The 15,946-nt window shown below is 60.2% G+C and carries 30 protein-coding genes; 18 read left to right on the plus strand and 12 right to left on the minus strand.

From position 1 onward, the window contains the following. Nucleotides 1–81 precede the first annotated feature (81 nt). From EGJ86_RS19235 to EGJ86_RS19245, 3 genes are all read left to right on the plus strand, one after another. Complete coding sequence (locus EGJ86_RS19235) at nt 82–411, plus strand: hypothetical protein (RefSeq protein WP_125836239.1); 330 nt, start codon at nt 82–84, stop codon at nt 409–411. An 84-nt stretch (nt 412–495) separates the two neighbouring features. After that, complete coding sequence (locus EGJ86_RS19240; protein WP_125836240.1) at nt 496–711, plus strand: hypothetical protein; 216 nt, start codon at nt 496–498, stop codon at nt 709–711. Nucleotides 712–764: 53 nt separating this feature from the next. Then, nucleotides 765–1,229, plus strand: a complete 465-nt coding sequence (locus EGJ86_RS19245) for a hypothetical protein (RefSeq protein WP_125836241.1) — start codon at nt 765–767, stop codon at nt 1,227–1,229. 298 nt (nt 1,230–1,527) lie between these two features. Here the strand turns inward: EGJ86_RS19245 and EGJ86_RS19250 are convergent, their stop codons facing one another. Continuing rightward, on the minus strand, nt 1,528–1,764 hold the full coding sequence (locus EGJ86_RS19250; RefSeq protein WP_125836242.1) for a hypothetical protein: 237 nt from the start codon (nt 1,762–1,764) through the stop codon (nt 1,528–1,530). A gap of 291 nt (nt 1,765–2,055) precedes the next feature. Here EGJ86_RS19250 and EGJ86_RS19255 point away from each other — a divergent pair, with 291 nt between their 5' ends. Together EGJ86_RS19255 and EGJ86_RS19260 are read left to right on the plus strand one after the other, a co-directional pair. Then, the gene (locus tag EGJ86_RS19255; protein WP_125836243.1) at nt 2,056–2,604 is read left to right on the plus strand and encodes a hypothetical protein; all 549 of its coding nucleotides are present in this window, start codon (nt 2,056–2,058) and stop codon (nt 2,602–2,604) included. A 66-nt stretch (nt 2,605–2,670) separates the two neighbouring features. Further along, the gene (locus tag EGJ86_RS19260) at nt 2,671–3,636 is read left to right on the plus strand and encodes a hypothetical protein (RefSeq protein ID WP_125836244.1); all 966 of its coding nucleotides are present in this window, start codon (nt 2,671–2,673) and stop codon (nt 3,634–3,636) included. Nucleotides 3,637–3,881: 245 nt separating this feature from the next. Here the strand turns inward: EGJ86_RS19260 and EGJ86_RS19265 are convergent, their stop codons facing one another. The 7 genes from EGJ86_RS19265 to EGJ86_RS19295 all read right to left on the minus strand — a co-directional run bounded on the left by EGJ86_RS19265 (nt 3,882) and on the right by EGJ86_RS19295 (nt 7,969). Beyond that, nucleotides 3,882–4,097, minus strand: coding sequence for a hypothetical protein (locus EGJ86_RS19265; RefSeq protein WP_125836245.1), 216 nt, complete (start codon nt 4,095–4,097; stop codon nt 3,882–3,884). Between the two features lie 50 nt (nt 4,098–4,147). Beyond that, nucleotides 4,148–4,864, minus strand: a complete 717-nt coding sequence (locus tag EGJ86_RS19270; protein ID WP_125836246.1) for a hypothetical protein — start codon at nt 4,862–4,864, stop codon at nt 4,148–4,150. Further along, complete coding sequence (locus EGJ86_RS19275) at nt 4,861–5,115, minus strand: hypothetical protein (RefSeq protein WP_125836247.1); 255 nt, start codon at nt 5,113–5,115, stop codon at nt 4,861–4,863. The genes EGJ86_RS19270 and EGJ86_RS19275 overlap by 4 nt, the downstream gene beginning before the upstream one ends. A 16-nt stretch (nt 5,116–5,131) precedes the next feature. Beyond that, nucleotides 5,132–5,503, minus strand: a complete 372-nt coding sequence (locus EGJ86_RS19280) for a hypothetical protein (RefSeq protein ID WP_125836248.1) — start codon at nt 5,501–5,503, stop codon at nt 5,132–5,134. Continuing rightward, nucleotides 5,500–5,718, minus strand: a complete 219-nt coding sequence (locus EGJ86_RS19285) for a hypothetical protein (RefSeq protein ID WP_125836249.1) — start codon at nt 5,716–5,718, stop codon at nt 5,500–5,502. Before EGJ86_RS19285 ends, EGJ86_RS19280 begins: the two co-directional genes overlap by 4 nt. Before the next feature lie 3 nt (nt 5,719–5,721). Continuing rightward, nucleotides 5,722–6,120, minus strand: coding sequence for a hypothetical protein (locus EGJ86_RS19290; protein WP_125836250.1), 399 nt, complete (start codon nt 6,118–6,120; stop codon nt 5,722–5,724). A 70-nt stretch (nt 6,121–6,190) separates the two neighbouring features. Beyond that, nucleotides 6,191–7,969: a phosphoadenosine phosphosulfate reductase family protein gene (locus EGJ86_RS19295; RefSeq protein ID WP_125836251.1), complete on the minus strand. Its 1,779-nt coding sequence runs from the start codon at nt 7,967–7,969 to the stop codon at nt 6,191–6,193. A 198-nt stretch (nt 7,970–8,167) separates the two neighbouring features. Between EGJ86_RS19295 and EGJ86_RS19300 the strand changes: the two genes are divergently transcribed. Next, nucleotides 8,168–8,569 carry an MbcA/ParS/Xre antitoxin family protein gene (locus EGJ86_RS19300; RefSeq protein ID WP_125836252.1) on the plus strand — a complete coding sequence of 134 codons (402 nt, stop codon included), beginning with the start codon at nt 8,168–8,170 and terminating at the stop codon, nt 8,567–8,569. Then, on the plus strand, nt 8,566–9,237 hold the full coding sequence (locus EGJ86_RS19305) for an RES family NAD+ phosphorylase (RefSeq protein ID WP_125836253.1): 672 nt from the start codon (nt 8,566–8,568) through the stop codon (nt 9,235–9,237). The genes EGJ86_RS19300 and EGJ86_RS19305 overlap by 4 nt, the downstream gene beginning before the upstream one ends. Before the next feature lie 310 nt (nt 9,238–9,547). Here the strand turns inward: EGJ86_RS19305 and EGJ86_RS19310 are convergent, their stop codons facing one another. Then, on the minus strand, nt 9,548–9,784 hold the full coding sequence (locus EGJ86_RS19310; protein WP_125836254.1) for an Rmf/CrpP family protein: 237 nt from the start codon (nt 9,782–9,784) through the stop codon (nt 9,548–9,550). Nucleotides 9,785–9,910: 126 nt separating this feature from the next. On the opposite strand from EGJ86_RS19310, the gene EGJ86_RS19315 reads away from it, so the two are divergent. The 4 genes from EGJ86_RS19315 (at nt 9,911) to EGJ86_RS19330 (ending at nt 11,448) form a co-directional block, all read left to right on the plus strand. Beyond that, a complete protein-coding gene (locus EGJ86_RS19315; RefSeq protein WP_125836255.1) occupies nt 9,911–10,234 on the plus strand; it encodes a hypothetical protein in 324 nt (107 codons plus the stop codon). Then, a complete protein-coding gene (locus EGJ86_RS19320) occupies nt 10,231–10,677 on the plus strand; it encodes a hypothetical protein (RefSeq protein WP_256672479.1) in 447 nt (148 codons plus the stop codon). Before EGJ86_RS19315 ends, EGJ86_RS19320 begins: the two co-directional genes overlap by 4 nt. Further along, on the plus strand, nt 10,671–10,919 hold the full coding sequence (locus tag EGJ86_RS19325) for a hypothetical protein (RefSeq protein WP_125836256.1): 249 nt from the start codon (nt 10,671–10,673) through the stop codon (nt 10,917–10,919). The genes EGJ86_RS19320 and EGJ86_RS19325 overlap by 7 nt, the downstream gene beginning before the upstream one ends. A 262-nt stretch (nt 10,920–11,181) precedes the next feature. Continuing rightward, on the plus strand, nt 11,182–11,448 hold the full coding sequence (locus EGJ86_RS19330; RefSeq protein ID WP_125836257.1) for a hypothetical protein: 267 nt from the start codon (nt 11,182–11,184) through the stop codon (nt 11,446–11,448). A gap of 63 nt (nt 11,449–11,511) precedes the next feature. Here EGJ86_RS19330 and EGJ86_RS19335 read toward each other — a convergent pair whose 3' ends face one another. Together EGJ86_RS19335 and EGJ86_RS19340 are read right to left on the minus strand one after the other, a co-directional pair. Beyond that, complete coding sequence (locus tag EGJ86_RS19335) at nt 11,512–11,766, minus strand: hypothetical protein (protein WP_125836258.1); 255 nt, start codon at nt 11,764–11,766, stop codon at nt 11,512–11,514. Between the two features lie 43 nt (nt 11,767–11,809). Then, nucleotides 11,810–11,989, minus strand: a complete 180-nt coding sequence (locus tag EGJ86_RS19340; protein WP_125836259.1) for a hypothetical protein — start codon at nt 11,987–11,989, stop codon at nt 11,810–11,812. A 149-nt stretch (nt 11,990–12,138) separates the two neighbouring features. On the opposite strand from EGJ86_RS19340, the gene EGJ86_RS19345 reads away from it, so the two are divergent. From EGJ86_RS19345 to EGJ86_RS19375, 7 genes are all read left to right on the plus strand, one after another. Continuing rightward, entirely contained in the window at nt 12,139–12,834 is a 696-nt protein-coding gene (locus tag EGJ86_RS19345) for a hypothetical protein (RefSeq protein WP_125836260.1), read from the plus strand. Between the two features lie 49 nt (nt 12,835–12,883). Beyond that, nucleotides 12,884–13,183, plus strand: coding sequence for a hypothetical protein (locus tag EGJ86_RS19350; protein WP_125836261.1), 300 nt, complete (start codon nt 12,884–12,886; stop codon nt 13,181–13,183). Between the two features lie 208 nt (nt 13,184–13,391). Continuing rightward, nucleotides 13,392–13,589 (plus strand): hypothetical protein, encoded by a 198-nt coding sequence (locus tag EGJ86_RS19355; RefSeq protein WP_125836262.1) that lies wholly within the window; start codon nt 13,392–13,394, stop codon nt 13,587–13,589. An 11-nt stretch (nt 13,590–13,600) separates the two neighbouring features. Continuing rightward, nucleotides 13,601–14,041 (plus strand): hypothetical protein, encoded by a 441-nt coding sequence (locus EGJ86_RS19360; RefSeq protein ID WP_125836263.1) that lies wholly within the window; start codon nt 13,601–13,603, stop codon nt 14,039–14,041. A gap of 5 nt (nt 14,042–14,046) precedes the next feature. Continuing rightward, entirely contained in the window at nt 14,047–14,643 is a 597-nt protein-coding gene (locus EGJ86_RS19365) for a hypothetical protein (protein WP_125836264.1), read from the plus strand. Continuing rightward, nucleotides 14,640–14,987: a hypothetical protein gene (locus tag EGJ86_RS19370; RefSeq protein ID WP_125836265.1), complete on the plus strand. Its 348-nt coding sequence runs from the start codon at nt 14,640–14,642 to the stop codon at nt 14,985–14,987. The genes EGJ86_RS19365 and EGJ86_RS19370 overlap by 4 nt, the downstream gene beginning before the upstream one ends. 195 nt (nt 14,988–15,182) lie before the next feature. Further along, a complete protein-coding gene (locus EGJ86_RS19375; protein ID WP_125836266.1) occupies nt 15,183–15,668 on the plus strand; it encodes a hypothetical protein in 486 nt (161 codons plus the stop codon). Nucleotides 15,669–15,670: 2 nt separating this feature from the next. Here EGJ86_RS19375 and EGJ86_RS19380 read toward each other — a convergent pair whose 3' ends face one another. Beyond that, nucleotides 15,671–15,931 (minus strand): hypothetical protein, encoded by a 261-nt coding sequence (locus EGJ86_RS19380; protein ID WP_125836267.1) that lies wholly within the window; start codon nt 15,929–15,931, stop codon nt 15,671–15,673. Nucleotides 15,932–15,946: the final 15 nt, after the last annotated feature.

Below are 15,946 nucleotides of genomic sequence, written 5' to 3' on the forward strand. Positions count from 1 at the left end.
GGGCCTAAATCAGGCCCAGCTGTTTGCGTCCGACTCTAATCATATATATAGTTAGTCAAACACGCACACGAGGGACACCCCATGCCAGCTCTACAGCTTGAATGCGCCATCCCCGCATCGCCCGATCATTGCGCCGTGCTGATCACGGACCACGCCCCGCAAGCGTTCTGCGCTGCGACCGAGAAAAACGATCAGCTCTATTTCATAAGCCAGGCAAGCGCCCAGCGCTTTGCCGAGGCTGTCAAAGCCGCTGGTTATCAGGCCCAGTGCTTTGTTGATCAGGCAGGACAGGAATTTGGTTGCACCGATGTTTTTGGCGTCCGCTACAACGCTCCCAGCGTGACCGCGTGCAGCACGACACCCTATAGCAGCCTTGGCCGTCAGGCCTCGCGCTTTCAGCCGAAACAGTAGCTGACAAAGGCGCTGAGCCTTGCTCAGCGGTGGGGGGCGCCCCTTGAAACGCCATTCACCCTATAATCGCCGGAGTTTCACAGCATGAAGCAGATCAGCCCAGAAGAGTTCCAAGCTATCATCGTCGGCCAGGCCGAGCGCGAGAACGCCGAGCGCGCCGAGGTAGGCCTGCCCCCGCTGGAAGTAACCGCGCACAGCTACGGCTCGCTCACGAGCGATAGCGGGCTGACCGAATACTTCTTCGCCGGGATGATGATCGGCTTCGTGCAAGGCGGCATCCACTACTCCAACGGTCTATGAGGCCCCGTACCCGGTCGCGCTACAGCGCTGGCGGCTTGTCTAGGACGTACCCCATGAATGAAAAGGTGCTTTACATCCACTACAACGCAAACGGCGTTGAGTGCTGCATCGTCGCCAGCAGTATCAACCAGGCAGCCAAGGCATTCGGCACGTACCACCAGACGATCAAGAGCCGCAGCAAGGTGTATTCATCGCCTGATCAGGTGCCGAGCGAGCTGCACCAGGCAATGTCGATAGCCGTCGAGCAGCCGGGCCAGATCGTGCATCTGGAGGATGGCCGCTGGAAACGCTTTTCCGGTAACACCGACCGCCTGCAGTCGGCCAAACAGCTCTCCATGCGCGGCACGAAGAATGCCCAGATCGGGGAAGGCAAGATGAACATCCGCTCGGTCACTTGCGACGACGACACATGGTCCGACTTCCTCGCGCTGGGCGGCTCCAAGTGGTTCCGCAAGGCCGTCAAGGCAGCCCGCAAGCGCCAGCTGTCCAGTGAGAGTAAAGCGGCGCAGGACAGCTGATACGCCCGCTTAGAGCAGGTAAACAAAGGCCCACTTCGGTGGGCCTTGTTGCATCTGCAGGTGACCGGCGCTCAGGGGGCGCTGAACAGATCACGCTGGTCTTGAACTTCGACGCTGGTGAAGCACTCGCCGGTAATGCAATAGCCCTCCCCATCGCGATCCTCAACCGGGCTTTCGCAACTGCGGGTAAAGCGCAGGAGGCAGGTCGTCCAGCTCGTAGACGCTGACGCCAAGGGTAATGCTCTTCATATCCTGGTGGTTTGCCACGGAGCATCCTCATTCATCAGTAGTGCAGGTATCAGAGTGCGATACCCACTTCTCTCACTTCCTGCTGCGGCGGCTCTTCACTGCCGTCATCCAGCTCTGGCGGCTCGATCCAGTAGCAACGCCCAGGTGCATCCGAGCAGTTGGGCACCACATAGACCGGCACAGCGTAGACCGTGGGCGGCTGGGGAGGTGGCGGCGGTGTTACAGCGCAACCGGCACTGGCAAGCAGTACGGGGGCAAGCGCCAGATAGCGCATAGGGAGATTCATGGGGTTTCCTTGATCGACTCAGTGCGGCCATTGCCCGCCTGTAGGCCCTATTAAACCCAGTCTTCGTAAACCCGGCCAAGGAACACGGTCACGCGCAAAGAAGCTCAGCCACGCGCTGCCAGGGGCCTTACGAGGCGACAAGCCACGGGGCACGGGCGTTTGCGCGACACGGACACGCGCAGAAAGATTTAACGTCTGAAAAAAATATAAGAAATTTCGGCTCACCCTCTTGCGCGCACTCTAATTATATATATTATTGGTCACAACACGCACCAACAGAGGGTCACAACGATGCAGACCAAAGCCGTCACTAACGCCATCACGCATGCTTGCGGTCATAGCGGCACCGCCCGCGTTTACTCACGCAGCACCCGAGATGTCCGTTCGGAATTGCAGCAAGCTCGTTGCACCCTCTGCCCTGATTGCGTCGAGCTGGTGAATACCTGGCTGACCACCGATGGCGGTGCCGCACCGTTTGATGTTGCCGTGTATCCGATGCTTGGCACTCCCAAGCGATGCTCGTGGGCTGAGAGCCTGCGCAAGGAGTGCATGAAGCGCTTCCTGCCGGCCATGACCGTGGCTGCTGAGCGTGGTGATCGCCTCGGCGCAGGCGTTTGGAAGGCGCTGTATGCGCTGCTGCGCTGCCGTGATGCGCGCTTCTGGATCGACAACCGCACGATCATCGGTCAGGCCTTCTACGTGGGGCAGGAGGCGGCGCACTTCATCCGCCACCACTCTACCTCTACCCCCACGTCCTCGATCTACGCCTGGCTCAGGCGTGAGCCGGCTTTTGTGCGCCGCGACATTGAACGCCTGTGCCCTATCTCGGTCGCTGCTTGAGCAGCTGACCGTGTAATCAAAAACGTGCTGCAATGGCAGCACCCCATTACGGATGTGAGGTGAAACATGACCGCAAAGCCTTCGACCTCCCTGCGCGCCTACGCTGAACAACGAGCCAGCGAGGCCAAAGTCGACGAATCAGTACAGCCGCTGGGGCGCCCGCGCGTCTACTCGGCAAGCCCGCTCGACATCAAGGTTTATCCCGAGCGCAACATTCGTCCGATCAGCCCGGAAACCATTGCTGAGTACAAGCAGGCCTTCCTTCGCGGCGATGTGTTCCCCCCTATTGATGTGACCGTCGAGCAGGGCCAGATCGTGCTGAAGCACGGCTACCACCGCACGCTGGCAGCTCAGGAGCTGGTGCGCGAAAAGCCGGAAATGGCGCACCTGCAGCTGGAAATGCGCGAGTTCAAGGGCAACGCCAGCGACACGATCCTGCTGATGCTCAACTCGCAAAACTCGCTGGATGTTGACCCGGTGTCGCGTGCCGAGGCCTACCGCACGCTGCTCAATCAGGGCATGCCGATGCAGAAGATCGCAGAGCGCATTGGCAAAGTGCCCGAGCATGTGAGCCAGCAGCTGATCCTGGTCGAAGCCGACGAGGCCGTTAAGCAGGCTATCCGCGAGAAGAAGATCGCCGCTACCGCCGTCATCGAGCTGCTCCGCAACGAGAAGGAAACCGGCGAGCCTCATGGCAAGGTTGTCCGCCAGATGCTGGAAAACGCAGCGGCTGCCGGCAAGACCAAGGCCACCATGAAGCATCGCGCACCGGCTGCCCCTCGCCCTGGTGTCGCGCCGAAGCTCTCGATGAAGGTCGTGCGCACCTCGCTGAAATCGATCAGCGAAATCTCAGGCAGCCTGCGTGACGCACTGGGCGATTACCAGGCCTCCACTGAAGAGGGCGCCGAAAATAACGCTAAGATGGTCGCGGTGAGTCTGCCGGCCAGCAAAATCGCAGAGCTGCTGCAGCTGCTTGATAGCCAGAACGAGCACGCCGCCCAGGAAGCAGTCCATAAAACCGAGGGCGAATAAGCCTTTGGTGTTACAAAGGCATCTGGGTTGATAAGAGCGTGGCAGAACATCCGATCAGCCGGCCATCATCGAGCACAATCCAGTAGTGCAGCGAGATGCACCGGTCTGGCTGGCCTCTTCGCTCCATGCGCCCTATGTAGGTCTTGAACGCAACGCCGGCCTGCACAAGCTCGATACTGGCCAAGCGCACTCAACTGGCGCAGCAATGGCTGGCGCGAGCAGATCGAGTAGAGCGCTGTCTGTTCTCACTCGGTCGTGTCTGCCGTGTAGGTCACCCCAAGGGCGCAACCGCTGAACTGGTGCCCAGTGACTGCCAGCTGCTCGCCACCCTCGAAAACGAGGGTAAGCACATGCTCCCGAGCTTCGACACGAGCAACGGTCTTGCCTACGAGGCTATTCGCGTCATCAAGCGTCAGCTCAGAGAGCGGTGAAACTTCGTTACCAGGGTCATCCGCGAACATTACTACTCTCCTTGTCTGTATTCAGCGGCGGCGCGGTGCGCCGGTAGGGGCTACTCGCTTGGGGCTTGCTGCGGCTTTGTCGCGGGCCTCTTCTGACGCAGCCGCTCCGGCATCCGCATATCAAGATCGTGCGCATCGGCTTCAGCATTGAACTCGGCCCACGGGTCGCCCGGCCTGCCCGGCCAGATCGGCTTGCGCAGCGCCGGCTCATCCTCTTCGCCCAGGTGATACCCATAACACTCAGGGCAGAACATCCCATGAGGCACCGACATTTCACCGCAGGCGTAGCAGGGCTGCGTGTCGTGGGCGGGCCTAGACCCCTTCTCCGGTACAGGCACCCTACCCGACTGCACAGCCACCGGCTCGGGCATCGTCGGCTCGGGCATCGTCGGCTCGGCCATCAACTGTGAAGCCCGCTGAGACGCACTGTCCCAGCTCTCGCCAGGATAGGCGATCTGCGAAGCCAGAGCCTCGACACCCAAGGGGTCTTGCTCAGGATTGCGCAGGCTCACGTCGAGCATCACGATGGCGCGCTGGCGCGTGCTCTCCCAGTCTTCACCAGGGCGAGCGATCCGCTCGGCCAGATCCTCGATTCTCTCTTGTGCGTGGAAGCGCTCACCAGTCCAGCGATCCTGTGCGTCGAGCTTCACCACCGCGCGCTTACGTGCAGCTTCCCAGCTCTCCCCCTTTAGGATCATCCGCTCGGTCATCGCGTCGATGCGGGCAGGATGATGCTCGGGGGCTGGCACTGCTTTCTTACGCTTCACTGCACCATCCACGCATGTAGTTGCTTGAGAGGGGAACCGCCCGCGAGCGCGACAGCCATGACCGCAAAGGGAGCCAACAGCATCAGCTTGGTGAACCATCCGAGCGAAGACATCGCTGCACGTCGCAGGAATTTCCCACTCCGGGCGCCAGCGCCATGGCCAGTGAAGTGCTCACGCAAAGCAGTGATAGCGGCTTCGCGGCGAGCGGCGCGTTGTTCTTTGGTCAGTTGTATAGCGTTCTTCAGCTGCATAATTTCCTAGCCGTGTTTAGGCATGATCCAGCTGGGCGATTGCTTTGCGGGACATGCTGTGAATTTTGGCTTGTGCAATGCGTACAGACATATCAAGCCACCGAGGAAAGAAATCTTCAAAGGTCAGCTCGATGACTTCCCCGTCCTCTGGGGCATCCCCGCCAAGATCAATGAACTGGCAGGTGTCACCCACACGGCAGAGGTCGTATTCATTGTCCTGCCCAAACCACGCCAGAAATGCTGACTCAGGCCCAAATTCAACAGTCACTTCGTAAACGTCATAATCTGGGCCAGTGTGGAAGTGCTCCGGGTCATCGCTGGTTTCAACACTCTCCACGATCCTGATAGTCGCCCGAACAAAGCTCTCAGTCTGCTCACTGCGGGTCACAGCCGACCCCCTTCGCTTTGCCTGGCATTGTGAATGCGTACAACCGCAAAGCCGCACAACGAGAGCAGCCCGAAAACAGGCGCAATCCTGATTGCATCTGCAAAACTCACCGCAAGGCTCAACTCCGTAAGAAGCCCTGCGGCGAACACTACACTGACGAGCAAGCTGACCGCCCAATAGGGCATGCTGAGTAACCGGTTAATGCTCTGCTTCATCTTTCACTCCTGAACGTAGAAGCAGCTGCTGAGCGAAGCTGCCTGCTGCAAGATATCCGCCCGATCATCGCCCGCCGCCTCACGAGGCGCCCCCAGCGTTACGCCACTGAGCGGCGACTGAAAGCCATCCATGCTACCGCCTGCACCGTGGCGCAGTGCTGCCCCGGCAACCAGATCGATCATGTTCGACATAGCGCCAGCTTGAGGCCCGAACAAGTCCGCGAGGCGCGATGACGAGAGCACCTTGAGAACGTCGCAGCCGGCGCGATCAAACGCGATCACCGCGACAGCAATGCGCTCACCAGAGCACATGATCGGCTCCATGTAGATCGACTGCCAGGTGCCCTCATGCGACGGCATAACGGGCAGCTGCGCCAGCAGCTCCTTTGGGAATGAGTCCATCGCACCCTCGCGATTCAGTTGCTGTAATTCAGAGGTGCCGGCTGTGCCGGCAGGAGCGGGGAAAAGCAGATCAGAACATCGGCATTTGCGCGCCGCTGGCCACCTGACCGCCCCCAAGTCGCGCCATGATAGCTTGCGGGTCGTGCAAGATCGGCGTGAGGCCACTGCGGTGTATCTGGTTGCTGAGCTTCAGCATACGGTTCCACTCGCCGTGAGTGCCCTTGAACAGCTCGACAGTACCCAGGCCAAGGAAGTAGTGAACCACCTCTGACGGGGCTTGAGTAACGCCAATGCGCTTGAGTGCTCGGTCGCTCTCAAACTCCCAGAACAATTCCGCACCCTCTTCGTCCACGTCGAACTCCGCGCCCTCGTTCACGGCGGTCATCAGCGCACCACTGCGCGTGACGGTCAGCGACTCGCAGTCCGCAGCAGCTGCACTGAGGTTGCGCAGCCCGTTGAAAACATCGTTGTACTCTTCGTCGCAGAAAGGCACCTCGCCACGAAAGGCAATGTCCTTCTCGGTGAAGGTCGGCATCGACGCAACGTCTGGGATGCGCCAGCGCTTGCCCTGCTCATACACCGCCTTGTAGATGCGCAGCGCCGTGAACGGCTTCTGGTAGCCATAGCGCCCCCAGAGCATGTCGATAGCGATCACCTGCCGCAGCGACAGCAGGGTGAAGCGCGGCGGGACACCGGCCTTGCTCGCGGCCAGCTGCTCGTTCGCCTGGATCGACAGCGCCAGCGCCAGCAGCTGCAAGGTGAAGGCCGGGCTGTAGCTGTTCGGAGACAGCTGCACAGTACCCGTCTCTTCGTTCACCGTGCGCCCCAGCCAGCAGCGTGCTGCCGGGTCGAAGTGGCGGGCCATCAGGAAGTTGCGAAAGCGATTCAACGGCTCCATCCAGCGGTACTCGCCCGAGTCAGACGCAATCATGTTCTCGGCGCTGGTGTCGCGGCTCACTCGGCAGCATGCCCAGCAACCAGAGCGACCTGAGGCTGAACATGGAGAAGACGACTGGCTCTTACCCGCCAGGTACGCATTAACCATGCACTCCCCGCCGTTCATCGAGCGGTAGACAGCTACAAGCTCGCTGAAATCGTCGTAGCACTCGATCTGCTCAGAGCGCACACGCCCGATGTACTCGAAAACGTCAAACTCAGTGAACTGCGCGATAGGACTCAGCACCAGTTCGCCCGAGCCTGACATAACCTCCACAGCATCGAGCGCACTCTCGCCCCTCGCCTCCATAGCACGCTTGCGCGCTGCCGATTCGTCGAAGCGGGTTCCGATCAGGGAGAACAGTGGCGCATCAGCCGGTTTCACGCCTGCTTGCTCTGCGACTTCTTTGCGAATGAGGCGACGCAGGCGGGCCATCGGCACTGCTTTCAGTGACTGCTGGCACTTGGCGTTATTGCCCACCGACGCAATCGTGCGCCCGCCGATCATGCTGACCAGGTAATCACCGCTCAACCCCGGCTTTGCCACCCATACGCGGATGCTGAGGCCGCTGCGCTCACTGTATTGCTCAATCTTCTTGAGCTGGCGCTTGTTGTATCCCACCAGCGCCGGGTTCTCGACCAAGGTGTCGGAGTGCATGACGTGGAGGGTCGGCACATTGAAGCCCTCAGCTTTCAACTGGCGGAAAGCCGTAATCGCCAGACTGAGCGTTACCGAACTGTCTTTTCCTGCGCTGAAAGCAATAATGGGTGTCATTCCCATTTTTACATGCCGTTGAATGGCCTCAATAGCGCCTGCGATCTTCTCATCCAGGGACGCATTGCTGCTGGCGCTGGATTTTGCTGGGCTGACCTCTGCGGCCATGCTCGGCATCAGCATCTGAATGGCGCTCATTGTGCTCTCCGAAAACTTGATTCGACGGGCACATGTTGAACTATAGGAAACATCAAAGCAAGTATTTTATTTAACTATAGGAAACATTTCAGCAGGCATGCCGCCCTCCCTATAAGGTTCGCATGCGTATCTTTTCATTGATTTTGTTCGCATGTGGACATAGACTGATGCCAACGGATACACCGTAGGAGCAACACCATGCGAGTAGTCAAAAGCACCAACAGCGATACGAATACGCCGCAAGCTGGGCGCGTAGCGCTCTCTTTCTTCTTCAGCCTGATGGAGAAATGGGGCTGCACAGCCGAAGAGCAGAAGGTCTTGCTTGGCAGCATCGGCAGGACGACTTTCCACAAGTACAAGATGCTTCCCGAGGTGGCACTGTCCCGCGATTTGATGGAGCGTATCTCCTACCTCATGGGCATCCACAAGGCGCTGCGCATCATCTTCAGTGCAGCGCCCGAGAGCAGCGCCTATCAGTGGGTCAAGAAGCCGAACAAGGCCGCGCCATTCAACGGACAGAGCGCGATGGACTACATGCTCAATGGCCGGATGATCGACTTGGCCGATGTGCGCCGCTACCTTGATGGGGTGCGAGGATGACAGCAGCTATCACGACTCTGCCGAGCTGGCGCAAAGCCTACCGACTGGTAAAGAGCGCACTGCCGACCATCGACATATTTGAGGACGTGCTCGACCCTGCCGACCTTGAGCTGGCGTTTGCGATTGAAGGGCTGACCAATGACCGCCTACTGAGCGAAGCCGGCGTGCTGGCCCGCGTTGCACCAGAAGACCGTGTGTGCGGGCCGGGTTCATCCCCGCTGATGGCAGCATTCACTCACATCGGCGCGCCAAGCCGCTTCACAGACGGAACCTATGGCGTTTACTACTGCGCCAGCTCGATTGATGCCGCGATTGCGGAAACTCGTTTCCACAGCGAGCGCTTCCTTGCGGCGACGAACGAATCGGCTCTTGAGTTGACCATGCGCTCCTACGTCAACCAGGTTGCAGAGCAGCTGGCCGATGTCCGAGGCATGCCCGAGCTGCACAGCCCTGATATGGCGAGCTACCCGGCATGCCAGCACGTCGCCCGCGAACTGCGCGAGCAGGGTTCGTTCGGAATCCTCTACAACTCAGTGCGCCTTCCAGGCCACGAGTGCGCTGCGATCCTGCGGCCAAAAGGCGTCACAATCCCGGTGCAGGGTGCGCACTACCGCTACTGTTGGGATGGCACCCGGATCAGCACCGTACTCAAAGTTGCCGTGGCCTAGCGCCAGTGAAGAGGCCGGTATGGCTCTTCACTCTCCACAACTTGATGCACTGGAGTTCTAGCCCGATGCCCATGGCGCTTTCTTACAAGAAATCGTCGATAGCGGGGAAGTCGGTGGGGCCTGTATCAGACCGGCGAAGCCAACCACGTTGCAAGCGATAGTTGAGCATCCTTCACGAAGTAATGCGTTGTCGCACCCCACCAGCCGCCACAGCACCACCGAACTGATCAGCATCAGGTCATGTGCTGGCAAGTAGATCGAGCTGGCCGGGGCGCATCTTAATCGTTGCCATGTACCGGCTGGCCACCGATCACTCTGACGCGGCTTCTTGCTGCCGCTGGCAGTGCTGGTAGCCGCTATGCCAGGCGGTGATATAGCTGCGCGACCAGGACAGCCGCCCATCGTCCTTGCGCTTGTCGCGGTACGGACAATCACTCACAGGCTTGCCGTCGAGAAAGGCCAGTACGCCCTTCTTGAACGCTCCCTGTAGCGAGCGGTTCCAGCAATCAAAGCCGCTGGGCGCGGGGATGGGAAGATCAACAGCCATGCGTGCCTCCAGATTCAGTCCAGCTCAAGAGAATTTGATTAGGTAATTCTATACCGTGCAATACTCTCTTGAAAACATGCCAATTATATATATTATTGCACAAACGGAATCGAACAGAGGTGCCGCATGGCAACGCCCACAGCAGGTAATCAGCTTTACATCGTTCGCGTGGAGTGCCGCAGCGAATACGCCGGCAGCATCGCAAGCCCCTACGTGCCGGTATGCGCCAGCAGCGAGGATGAGGCGAGCAAGCGAGCTGTCGAGTGGCATGGCGATAGCTGCAAGGCCCACCAAGATTGTGACCTGATCTGGCTCGTGAGTGATCGTGAGCGTGATCTGGAGTTCAGGGCCACAAAATGCCTTCGCGTCACTGATGACGAAATGGACTTTTTCCTCTCAGTCACTCAGGGTATGGCCAGCCCGCTAATCATCGGTAAAAACCAAGCATGAGTACCCGTCCAGACAGGAAGTCACCCTTTCGCCACGCATTGCGCCTGAAGCAGCCGTGCGCCAACTGCCCGTTCCGTAAGAGCGGCGGTATTGAGCTGCGAGAGGGCCGCATGCAGGGCATAGTCGATGACCTGTTGCAGGACGACCACAACACGTTCCACTGCCACAAGACCGTGCATTCAGCCCGTGGCGGCGACTGGGATGATGAGCATGAGCACTACACGCCTTCCGGCCATGAGGCCATGTGCGCTGGCGCTGCGACCCTGCTCATGGCGAAGAAGCACCCGAACCTCATCATGCGCCTTGCCTTTCTGTTCGGTGACGCCGATCCAAGCGACTGGGATGAAGCAATCAAACTGGTGCAGGTGCCGGGCGAAGAACAGACCGAAGCCACCGCGAGCACCGACGCCGCGACTGCTGCCAAGAAGGAGCGCACATGCTGATCGAACGCCCCGAAGATATGAGTCCCGATGGTCGCCTTGCGCTGTTCCGTGACAGCGATGGAGACATCCACGTCCGGGTCATTCCACCGACTGAGCGCACCGATGACTACGCACCCTCCATTGAGTTCGTCACGCATTGCCAGCGCAGCCCGCGCACCGTTGAAGCCCTGCAGGCGCTGATGGAGGCCATGCGGCTCGACAATGAAGAGCGCCCGCTACCCGGCATGCTGACACTGGAATAATCCAGTCAGCCACACGACCAGCATTCGATCAGTAAGAGGAAAGAAATGGAACATTTCGACCAGGTTAGGCATGTCACCGCGCTTTTCTCGGCTACATGGATGCAATGGAGCACGCCGGAATCCTGCCACCGCATTTGGCCGAGAAACTGAGCCCGCGACTCAATGCAGTTGTTGAGCAGGCTTTCGAGGCATTTGAAGAGCTTGAAGATGAGCGCTGCGAGCTTGAGTCGCGGGCCGGCCTCTGATCTTGGATCACCAAAACATGACGACGAATAAGCACGAATGCGAGGCCGCTGGCCTTGATCCCAAAGAGGTCGCCCGGATCGCACGCGGACTGTCCAGGTATGCGAAGCAAGCAGAGGCGCTTGGCATACAAGTTTTCGGGGGCGGCGGGACGGGGCAACTGCGCTTCGATGACGGAGCCAGAGGCGGCAACCTGATCCTGGCCGACCTTCACGGTAACTTTGATGGCGGTGACGGCGCGTGCAGCCAGGATGATTACGGCCTGCTGCGAGGCGAAAGCGCGTAAACCACCCTGCAACGAAAAAGGCCCGCGTCATGCGGGCCTTGTTGTATCTGCTGCGCTATAGGCTCACTCCCAGCTATGCAGGATCGCCGGAGCGGTAGCCGCTACCAAGTCAACGCGCAGCGGCGGCAACGTGTTGCCCTCTTCGTCACGCATCGGCTCATCCAGCAGCTTGTCGCTGACTGCGGAGGTTTCATCAATCGTCACCTCGCCATCGCTGTAGTTGTACTGCTCACACAGATAGGCCAGCGCCTCAGCAGCGCTGTAATGAGCCACGATGTCGTGATCACCAACCTGAAATGCCTTCAGCTCTTGTTGCATGTGTTCTCTCCGTAGTGGGTGATCGTTGCGACTGAGGACTGCCCTACCCGGCCAGTCCGTAAACCTCAATGCGCGCTGCCTTGTAGGCCGCAAATTCGACCTGGGCATGTTTACAGGCGTTCCATGCGTTGATGTACGGGTGGCGCTCCTGAACAGCCTCCACTGCGGCCACAACGTCATCAGCGTCTACGGCGCCTTCGGTGAGCATCTTTTCGGTGTACATGACTGACTCCTGAGTAATCCGTTGGCCAGCGGCTGCCGGCAAGAGCGGCGCGTTGCGCCGGAGGGGGAAAGCAGATCGATGTATCGGGCTTGCCTCCCCATTCCAATAATATATATTATTAGTCACCCACACACAAAGAGAAAAGCACCATGACTCACACCAACCAGACTCAAACCCACAAGCTGGCGCTGGCGACCGCAGCTCACACCCGGCTCCGTCTTGAGGGCACCCAGGCTGACGCGCTCGCGGCCTATGAAATGCTCAAGGGCAAAGAATCCAAGCTGCGCCTGTGCGAAATCGAGGAAGAGATCGGCATCTGCTGTGAAGATGAAGATGTGACCGCAGGCAGCATGGTGCTGATTATCGAGGGGCTGGCGAGCACACTTGCCGAGTTCGCCCGCGACCGTCTCGCAGACGCCCATGCCGGCCTCGTGGAGCTGGCCATTGATGGCGCGCTCGATAGCGATGCCACCGCCTGGCACCTGCCGGGCATCGTAGAAGACCAGCTGAGCAAGCGCTGCTCGGCGGCATCTGAGCTGAGCGCCAGCCAGGACGCCTACAGGTCGGTCGTGGTGTCCCTCTCTCACCTCCCCAAGGAGGACGTGGCTCTGATGAGCGAAATGGCCGAGAACGGGCAGAGCGGAATGCTGGCGGCACGCAGCTACGGCTTCTTCGTGAAGCTGCTCGACCAAGAAAGTGACACCCCGGTGACAGAGCAGTACGCGGGCGCATTCAGCGAGCACTTCTACCGCGTGCTCAGCACCGCCCGCGATGCCGGCTATGAAATGGTCGAGTTCGACCGCGACGGCACTACCTACAACGGCTTCCAGACCTTCGCCCACTGAACCACCCAAGTGGCTCGCCATGCGTGAGCCACCCTCTCGGAGCACAACCATGACCTTTGAAACCACCGCCGAAACCGCGCTCAACAGCGCAGACCTCGTAGTCATCGAAGGGTACTCGCTGGATGAGCCTATTGAGCAAATCCGCATCCAGGGCGACAAGTACCTGCGCCTCTCGCTCGACGATCTGGAGTGGCTGATCTGCGCCGACCAACCAGTATCTATCTGCGCAGGTCAGGCAATGATGGCGTTCTACGACAATCAAGACCTCACCCAACCAGCTCGCTCGGGTGCCGTTGAATTGCACGTCCGCCGTCCGCTGGCGCAGGCCGATCTGATACCTCGCGGCTGAGCGCTATGCCGCCAGCTGCCTAACCCCCGTCATCAGGCCGGTGCAATGCCGGCCTTGAGCGCCGCTGGCGCATACCCGCACCACGGCCGCCGCAATCCCCCCGCAAAAAAATGAACTATGGGAAACTTTTCTCTTTACCTTATCCCCTGATTCACTATACAGTTAATCACGCAATAAAACCGCGCCCGACTGCCTTAAGGAGGTTCCCATGACCGATCTGCAAGCCCTCACCGAGCAATTCCTCGCCAACGGCGGCAAGGTCAAGCACTGCCTTGCAGGTGATCGTGCCGTGCGCGTCTCTCCCCGCGATCTGGCTCTGTGCGAATGCGGCTGCCACGGTGATTACACCGAGCACTCCATGCGCGCTGGCGAGTCTGGCCGCGACCCTCATGTGATCGTTCGATAAGGATGCACGTCATGACCCCCATTACCGCCACTGAAAAGAGCCAAGCCGCTCGCGGCCTCGCAGGCGTGGCCGATGTGCTTCGCCAGGTCGCCACAGGCCAATTGCAACTCAACGAGGCAACCCTGCTCTCGGCCCTCGCGCGGATCGAGAATGCCTCTGCCGTGATCGAGCGCATCGACGCACCAGTCGTTCGCAAGCTGCTGGCGCTGGAGAAGACCGACAACGAAAACTGCCGGGTCTACTACCGAGGCACCAACGGTCTGCGCTACTGCTACCAGCTGGAGTCGCGCCAAGTCTTCGCCCTGTTCACCTGCACCGCGCAAGGCGAGCCAAGCATTCAGCTGGATGTGGCGGAATACGCCATCGACTACGCCCCCGGCTCCGACTGCAAGACCGCCAGCGCCTTCCGTGCATTCGCTCAGCGCCACGGCTGCGAAGCCGAGCAGGAGTGATGACAGTGAACATCGACCGGCTGAAAGACTTGCTGGCGCAAGCAGGCACTCCGCTGAGCCACTGCCAGGTATCGGGCGACAAGCCCGGCATTCAGGCAGGCGACCAGCCGGTCTGCCGCGTGCGCGAGACGCCCGATGGCGCTGCCTACGCCGCGCTGATCGTGGAGGGTATCAACGCCCTCCCCAACCTGCTTGCCGCGCTGGAATCGGCCCCAGCGCCAGCCACCGCCCCGGTAGAGGCACTGCCTGCCGACAACCCCATGCGCCAGCAGGTCGAGGCGAAGATTGCCCAGACACTGACCATGCTGCCCGGCTTCAAGCCGGCGATCACCGCAACGTGGGCCAAGCTGATCTTCGCTGCCGTCGAGCCTTGGCTGGCCGGTGGCCGCGAGTCACTGAGCAGCGCCAGCAGCGAGCCGACCCCAACCCTCAGCAGCACACCCCCAGATCAAGCCCAGTCTCGCCTGGATGCCGTGGCCGACTTCTGCGCCTACATGCTGGCGCAGGAAGGCGCTGGCGACCGCCCGAACGAGTACGCACTTGAGCGGTGGGCCAACGACTGGAACAAGACCCGCAACAAGAACACCGGAGCACCCCAATGACCACGATCACCCTCCCCGACTGCGCGGCTACGGCCTTCGCAGCCGAGGGCATCACTCTGATCTGTCTCCCCGCCGCTGGCGCTGAACCACCCGCCGTACCGGGCGAGCCGATCACCCTCAACGCCGCCGCCCCCTACGGCAAGACTCGGCAGCTCGGCACGGCCAAGGTCACCAGTGTCATGCGTGCCCGCTTGGAGTCGATCAGCGATAACGACATCCTGGCAGCCGGCTTCCCGAACTGGACGCGCTTCTCGGCTGACTGGACAACCCTGCATGGTGCCAAGGGCTTCGCGTGGGACGTTGACCCCGAGGCGTGGTTTATCCGTATCGAGGTGGCCGCATGACCGCAATCACCGGCTGGCAACGCATTCGCCCCGCGCGCTACCGCCATAACGATGGGGCTGTTGTCCATCGCGCACCCGCTGGCGCTGAAGGCTGGCAACTGGTCAAACCGTGCGGACGTGTTTTCACAGGCTTTGACAGCAGGCAGGAGGCCATGCGTAATGCGCGACTTCCAATCGCACACAAGGATTAGCCTCGTGAATGAAAACACCGTCTACGCCTACGTTGATCCAGACGGTAACCGCCGAGTCGTCGCTTACAAGAGCCTGGCCGGGGCGGCGAAACTGCTCGACCTGACCCCGTACCAGCTCAGGCAATACGGCGAGGTGAGTGAAAAGCCGAGCGAAGTGGAGCTGGCGCTATCGGAACCCGGCTCCGTGTGGCAGCGCGCCAGGGGATCAGATGACTGGGCCAAGCTCTCAGGCGCCGAGAAACTGGCCGACATTCCCCAGGTCGGCGGCAAGCGCAAAGGCGCTGGCCGACACCGCATCGCTGACGAGATATCGACTGGGCGCAGCGTCAGTCTTGACGATGATGCGCACGCCGCTTTCATCGCACTGGGCGGCTCCAAGTACCTACGCAAAGTATTGGCCGCGAACCTCGACCTGGACGATCAGGAGTGGGAGCAGCTGCGCGAGCGGGGCGGCGCTTCGTTCATTCGCCAATGCCTGCGCCAGCGATAGCGCTACCCTGCAACAGGAAGCCTGCTCTTGCGCTTGTATGTGACCACAGCAGCATTGGCAGGCTTGGCCTGCTGGCGCTTGCTGCGTACAGGCGACCGGGCAACCCCAGCGCCCGCTCTGTAGCGCTCAAGCGCTTTGCCTTCCAGCTCCCTGACTTCAAACGTGGCACCGTCGCCCGTGACTTCAATTACGATCAGGGCAAACACCGCGCTCGCTGACTCAAAGTACAGCATCTCCCCTGCATACCGGCCCAACACCAGCATTCGCTATCCCTTCTC

This window comes from Pseudomonas sp. o96-267, assembly GCF_003935465.1.
GTDB classification, from domain to species: domain Bacteria; phylum Pseudomonadota; class Gammaproteobacteria; order Pseudomonadales; family Pseudomonadaceae; genus Aquipseudomonas; species Aquipseudomonas sediminis.

Excerpts from the sequence above, each read along its gene's own strand:
- EGJ86_RS19325 (WP_125836256.1), top strand. The coding sequence starts at position 10,671 with ATGCTGATCGAACGCCCCGAAGATATGAGTCCCGATGGTCGCCTTGCG.
- EGJ86_RS19290 (WP_125836250.1), bottom strand. The coding sequence starts at position 6,120 with ATGGACTCATTCCCAAAGGAGCTGCTGGCGCAGCTGCCCGTTATGCCG.
- EGJ86_RS19350 (WP_125836261.1), top strand. The coding sequence starts at position 12,884 with ATGACCTTTGAAACCACCGCCGAAACCGCGCTCAACAGCGCAGACCTC.
- EGJ86_RS19245 (WP_125836241.1), top strand. The coding sequence starts at position 765 with ATGAATGAAAAGGTGCTTTACATCCACTACAACGCAAACGGCGTTGAG.
- EGJ86_RS19360 (WP_125836263.1), top strand. The coding sequence starts at position 13,601 with ATGACCCCCATTACCGCCACTGAAAAGAGCCAAGCCGCTCGCGGCCTC.
- EGJ86_RS19380 (WP_125836267.1), bottom strand. The coding sequence starts at position 15,931 with ATGCTGGTGTTGGGCCGGTATGCAGGGGAGATGCTGTACTTTGAGTCA.
- EGJ86_RS19265 (WP_125836245.1), bottom strand. The coding sequence starts at position 4,097 with ATGTTCGCGGATGACCCTGGTAACGAAGTTTCACCGCTCTCTGAGCTG.
- EGJ86_RS19235 (WP_125836239.1), top strand. The coding sequence starts at position 82 with ATGCCAGCTCTACAGCTTGAATGCGCCATCCCCGCATCGCCCGATCAT.
- EGJ86_RS19300 (WP_125836252.1), top strand. The coding sequence starts at position 8,168 with ATGCGAGTAGTCAAAAGCACCAACAGCGATACGAATACGCCGCAAGCT.
- EGJ86_RS19260 (WP_125836244.1), top strand. The coding sequence starts at position 2,671 with ATGACCGCAAAGCCTTCGACCTCCCTGCGCGCCTACGCTGAACAACGA.
- EGJ86_RS19275 (WP_125836247.1), bottom strand. The coding sequence starts at position 5,115 with ATGCAGCTGAAGAACGCTATACAACTGACCAAAGAACAACGCGCCGCT.
- EGJ86_RS19240 (WP_125836240.1), top strand. The coding sequence starts at position 496 with ATGAAGCAGATCAGCCCAGAAGAGTTCCAAGCTATCATCGTCGGCCAG.
- EGJ86_RS19370 (WP_125836265.1), top strand. The coding sequence starts at position 14,640 with ATGACCACGATCACCCTCCCCGACTGCGCGGCTACGGCCTTCGCAGCC.
- EGJ86_RS19345 (WP_125836260.1), top strand. The coding sequence starts at position 12,139 with ATGACTCACACCAACCAGACTCAAACCCACAAGCTGGCGCTGGCGACC.
- EGJ86_RS19250 (WP_125836242.1), bottom strand. The coding sequence starts at position 1,764 with ATGAATCTCCCTATGCGCTATCTGGCGCTTGCCCCCGTACTGCTTGCC.
- EGJ86_RS19305 (WP_125836253.1), top strand. The coding sequence starts at position 8,566 with ATGACAGCAGCTATCACGACTCTGCCGAGCTGGCGCAAAGCCTACCGA.
- EGJ86_RS19320 (WP_256672479.1), top strand. The coding sequence starts at position 10,231 with ATGAGTACCCGTCCAGACAGGAAGTCACCCTTTCGCCACGCATTGCGC.
- EGJ86_RS19310 (WP_125836254.1), bottom strand. The coding sequence starts at position 9,784 with ATGGCTGTTGATCTTCCCATCCCCGCGCCCAGCGGCTTTGATTGCTGG.
- EGJ86_RS19335 (WP_125836258.1), bottom strand. The coding sequence starts at position 11,766 with ATGCAACAAGAGCTGAAGGCATTTCAGGTTGGTGATCACGACATCGTG.
- EGJ86_RS19355 (WP_125836262.1), top strand. The coding sequence starts at position 13,392 with ATGACCGATCTGCAAGCCCTCACCGAGCAATTCCTCGCCAACGGCGGC.
- EGJ86_RS19330 (WP_125836257.1), top strand. The coding sequence starts at position 11,182 with ATGACGACGAATAAGCACGAATGCGAGGCCGCTGGCCTTGATCCCAAA.
- EGJ86_RS19285 (WP_125836249.1), bottom strand. The coding sequence starts at position 5,718 with ATGAAGCAGAGCATTAACCGGTTACTCAGCATGCCCTATTGGGCGGTC.
- EGJ86_RS19255 (WP_125836243.1), top strand. The coding sequence starts at position 2,056 with ATGCAGACCAAAGCCGTCACTAACGCCATCACGCATGCTTGCGGTCAT.
- EGJ86_RS19295 (WP_125836251.1), bottom strand. The coding sequence starts at position 7,969 with ATGAGCGCCATTCAGATGCTGATGCCGAGCATGGCCGCAGAGGTCAGC.
- EGJ86_RS19340 (WP_125836259.1), bottom strand. The coding sequence starts at position 11,989 with ATGTACACCGAAAAGATGCTCACCGAAGGCGCCGTAGACGCTGATGAC.
- EGJ86_RS19315 (WP_125836255.1), top strand. The coding sequence starts at position 9,911 with ATGGCAACGCCCACAGCAGGTAATCAGCTTTACATCGTTCGCGTGGAG.